General features: G+C 73.1%; 1 protein-coding gene. It reads right to left on the bottom strand.

The window, feature by feature from the left end:
* Window positions 1-220: 220 nt before the first annotated feature.
* Window positions 221-815, bottom strand: a 595-nt coding sequence (locus tag CCN51_RS51620) for a cytochrome P450 (RefSeq protein WP_143676233.1), incomplete at its 5' end; no start/stop codon positions are given.

Below are 815 nucleotides of genomic sequence, written 5' to 3'. Positions count from 1 at the left end.
TACGGCTTGCCCCGGCTGACGGCGGACGCGGGGGCCGAGGAGGTGGCGGACGCGGCGGACGCGGGCTCGTCGTCGAGCGCGGCGTACGCGGCGACGGGCGTGGCGGCGGCGAGAGCGAAGGCCACTCCGACGGCGGCGAGCCGCATGCGCGGCTTTAAGGTCACCATCCTCTGATCATCCCGCCGTCCGGCGCGCCCGCGACAGACCGCCTCCCGGCGCCTCAGAGCCGTACGGGCAGCCGCAGCAGGTGGAAGCCGTCCGCAGGCCAGTGCCCGAATTCCAGTTCGTCCCGCCGGACCGCGAGCGCGGCGCCCGGCCGCCGGATGAGCACCTGGTCGAAGACCACCGAGGCGACGAGGCGGCCGAGGGCCGCGCCCAGGCAGTAGTGGGCGCCGTGGCCGAAGGCGAGATGGCCGTCGCCACGGCCGAACTCCCGGGTGATGTCGAGCCGTTCGGGCGCCTCCCCGTACTCCCGCGGGTCGTGGTTGGCGGCGAGCAGGGCCACTGTCACCGGCTCGCCCTTCCTCAGCGCGGTCCCGGCGAACTCGAAGTCCTCGGTGGCGTACATCGAGGCGCCGATCCGCACGAGGGTGACATAGCGGAGCAGTTCGGGCACGGCGCGTCCAAGCAGCTCGGGCTCGGCGCGGAGCTGGGCCAGTTGGTCGGGGTGGTCGAAGAGGGCGAGGAGCGCGTGGGCGAGGAAGAGCGCGGGCGGGGTGATGCCCGTACTGATGAGCAGAAAGACCACCGAGACCAGCTCGTCCTCGGTGAACGCTTCGTCGCCGTCGCTGCCCTTGCTGTCCCCGCCCTTGCTG

The sequence above is a fragment of the Streptomyces milbemycinicus genome, from assembly GCF_002154605.1.
GTDB classification, from domain to species: domain Bacteria; phylum Actinomycetota; class Actinomycetes; order Streptomycetales; family Streptomycetaceae; genus Streptomyces; species Streptomyces milbemycinicus.
The sequence above is the reverse complement of the archived record's forward strand: the minus strand, read 5'-3'. Positions and strand labels throughout refer to the sequence as shown.